Below are 3,362 nucleotides of genomic sequence, written 5' to 3' on the forward strand. Positions count from 1 at the left end.
ACACCGGTAACAAGTTCGCCTCTTTCGTGGTGCGCGCGGGCGACATGTTCCACATCGACTCCGGCTCCCTGCACCACATCGAGAACATCGGCGCCGACGCGTGCGAATTCATCATCACGTTCCGCAATGAACGGCCCGAGGACTTCGGGCTCGGTGCGGCTTTCGGGGCGATGACCGACGCGGTGCTGGGCAACACCTACGACCTGCCGGCCTCGGATTTCGCGGCGGTCCGGCGCAGCACCGCCGACCACGCGCTGGCCGCCCGCGAGGGAGATCCGGACGTGCCCGCGACCGCGTATTTCGATGACCCGCACAAGTTCTCGGTCGACGCGATGACTCCGCCGGTGAGCATCGCCGTCGGCTCCGCCAGGACCGCGCGACTGCAATACTGGCCGGCGCTCAAGGACCTGTCGATGTACTCGCTGCGGATCCGCGAAGACGGGATGCGGGAACCACACTGGCACCCGATCACGGCCGAGATGGGTTATGTGAACCGGGGTGCTGCACGGATGACCGTGATGGGCCCCGACGGCGACCTTGACACCTGGTATTTGCGTCAGGGCGATGTGTATTTCATCCCGCGCGCCTACCCGCACCACATCGAGGTCTTCGACGCCGCCGAGATGCACTTCTGCATCTTCTTCGACCAGCCCACACCCGCAGACATCGGCTATCGGGCATCGGCAAGCGCCTACTCGCGCAAGGTGCTCGCGGCAACGTTCGACACCCACATCGACGACCTGCCTGCCTTCCCGTTCACCAAATCCGACCCGCTGATCGTGAACCGGCTTAACCCGCTTGATGCCCACGGCATCGGAGAATGAGCTGGGTCGATAATCAGTCGCCGTCGACCTCAGCTATGGCATTCTGCGAGGGTGTCTGCTGATCCGGATGGTCCGCCGTCGGGAATCGTGACGTTCCTGTTCACCGACGTGGAGGGTTCGACCCGACGGTGGGAGGCCGATCCCGATGGCATGCGGGACGCGCTGGCCACCCACGACCAGGCACTACGTCAGGCCATCGAGACACGTGGCGGCTGGCTGTTCAAGCACACCGGTGACGGTGTGTGTGCCGCGTTCGCCTCGCCGAAAGCCGCGGTCGACGCCGCCGTCGCCGCGCAGCGGACACTCGAGCTGCCGGTGCGAATGGGACTGGCCACCGGCGAAGCTGAACTGCGCGACGCGGACTACTTCGGTGCCGCACTCAATCGGGCCGCCCGCGTGATGGCCGCCGGGCATGGCGGCCAGATCCTGCTGACAGATTCGACAGCCGGTCTGCTCAGCGGAGTCGACTTGATGGACCTCGGGCAACGCCGTCTGCGCGACCTGCCCACGGCCGTCGGGGTACTCCAGGTCCGGGCGTCCGGTCTGCGGACCGACTTTCCGCCGTTGCGCGCACTGGACACCAGCCCGGGGAACCTGCGTCCCGCGCTGACCAGCTTCGTCGGTCGCGAGTCCGAGGTCGAACAGGTGCGGGCAGCACTCAAAGTGCACCGGTTGGTGACACTGGCCGGGGTCGGCGGGTCGGCAAGACCCGACTGGCATCGGAGGTCGCGGCCAGCCTGGCCGATGAATTCCCGGACGGAGTTTGGCTTTTCGAGCTCGCCGCGGTCGCCGATCCGGCCGCCGTGCCGGATGCCGTGGCCGCCGTGCTCGGCATCGCTCAGCAACCCGGCAAGAACGTGACCGAAAGCGTGGCAGCCGCTCTGGAAGGCAGGGTCCGGTTGTTGGTATTCGACAACTGCGAGCATGTGCGTGACGCCGCGGCCGACTTGGTGGAGGCCATCTTCGCCCGCTCGACCACCGTACGGGCCCAAAGCGTTTCGGCGCGCTTTTCGGTCTCCGAACCCGACGATGCGACCGCAGTCGTGGAAATCTGCCGTCGTCTCGACGGGATCCCGCTGGCCATCGAACTCGCGGCTTCGCGCATGGCGTCGATGACGCCCATCGAAGTGCGCGACCGGCTGCATCACCGGTTCCGGCTGCTGGTCGGGTCGCGGCGCGGGCTGGGACGGCACCAAACACTGCGCCATGCCGTGGCGTGGTCGTACGATCACCTCGCCGAGGCAGAACGAGAACTGCTGGAACGTTGTTCGGTGTTCGCGGGCGGATTCGAACTCGAAAGTGCTTGCGCGGTAGCGGAGTCCGAGCATTGCGACGACTATGAGGTTCTGGATTTACTGGATGCGCTGGTGCGCAAGTCGTTGCTCGTCGTCGATCGGCTTTCCGGGCGCACCCGCCCCTCACCTGGGCCGAAGAACTCATCGAGAGCGCGCGGGCCAACGACCATCCCAAGACCGCGTTACTGTGTGTGACTGCGTCGCAGTGCTACATAACAGGGCGGATCGAAGATGCCGTACGGCAGGCCGACGAGGCGGCGGCGCTGGCCGAGACTGACCGTTACGAGATGCCGTTCGGGTTAATGGGCTGGTCTTGCGGCGCGTATACGGCAAGCGGTCAGCCGCGTCGGGCCGTGGAGTTGTGCCGCAAAGAGCTCGCGCGGGGTCGTGATACCCATACCCTCACGCTGCAATGCCTGGTCTTGGCAGCGACGATCAAGGGTCCCAGCGATGAGGCGGAGGCCCTCGCGGAGGGCCTCCCCGCTGCCGCCGAATCTCTGGGAAACCCGGCCATGCGCCGCGGCCTGGCGATCGCGCAAGACAGCGGCAACCGCACCTGTGTGTCGCACCTCGCGGCGGTGTTGTGTCGTGTCGAGGCAGCCCACGGCGATCCCGTGGCCGCGCTCGAGTACTTCAGCTTGACCATCCACAACCACCACGAGGCGGGCAATACCAACGCGATGAGCACACCGCTGGCAATCCTCGCGGCGTTCTTCGACCGGCTCGGCCGCTACGAGGCGGCGGCCACCATCGCCGGTTTCACGTTCGGTCCCGTCACCGCGCAGTCCTTCCCTGAACTCGGCGAAACGATCGCGCAGCTACGCGACGCGCTCGGCAACGACGCCTACGAATCGCGTGCCAGCCAGGGCGCAAACATGACCACGGCCGCCATGGCCAACTATGCATACGACCAAATCGACCGAGCCCGAACAGAATTCGAAAGCGTCAGATGATGGAGGTTGACACAATGCTTCGTAGGGCATTCATCGCGGCCGCAATTGCGGTGGGAATTGCGGGTGCGCCTCTGGCGCACGCCGATCCGTCTACCACCACGTCACCCACGACGACAACGACTGGCTCCGGCGTCTACTACAAGAACTGTAAGGCAGCCTGCGCTGCCGGTGCGGCACCGATTCGTCGGGGCCAGCCGGGTTACCGGCCAGAACTTGACCGTGACGGCGACGGCATTGCCTGCCAAGTGTGCCCCTGAAGTAGGTCAGCCTTCCGGCGTCAATCGCCGACT

The 3,362-nt window shown here is 65.8% G+C and carries 2 protein-coding genes and 1 pseudogene; all 3 read left to right on the forward strand.

The annotated features are described in order from the left end of the window. The coding region (locus VML93_RS17220) for a cupin domain-containing protein (protein ID WP_325612474.1) at positions 1-824 on the forward strand (824 nt) is incomplete at its 5' end. Positions 825-911: 87 nt separating this feature from the next. Beyond that, positions 912-3,072, forward strand: a pseudogene (locus VML93_RS17225) (ATP-binding protein). A 14-nt stretch (positions 3,073-3,086) separates the two neighbouring features. After that, on the forward strand, positions 3,087-3,329 hold the full coding sequence (locus VML93_RS38620) for an excalibur calcium-binding domain-containing protein (RefSeq protein WP_414686383.1): 243 nt from the start codon (positions 3,087-3,089) through the stop codon (positions 3,327-3,329). Positions 3,330-3,362: the final 33 nt, after the last annotated feature.

The sequence above is a fragment of the Mycobacterium sp. genome (assembly GCF_035499775.1).
Classification (GTDB): domain Bacteria; phylum Actinomycetota; class Actinomycetes; order Mycobacteriales; family Mycobacteriaceae; genus Mycobacterium.

Excerpts from the sequence above, each read along its gene's own strand:
- VML93_RS38620 (WP_414686383.1), top strand. The coding sequence starts at position 3,087 with ATGCTTCGTAGGGCATTCATCGCGGCCGCAATTGCGGTGGGAATTGCG.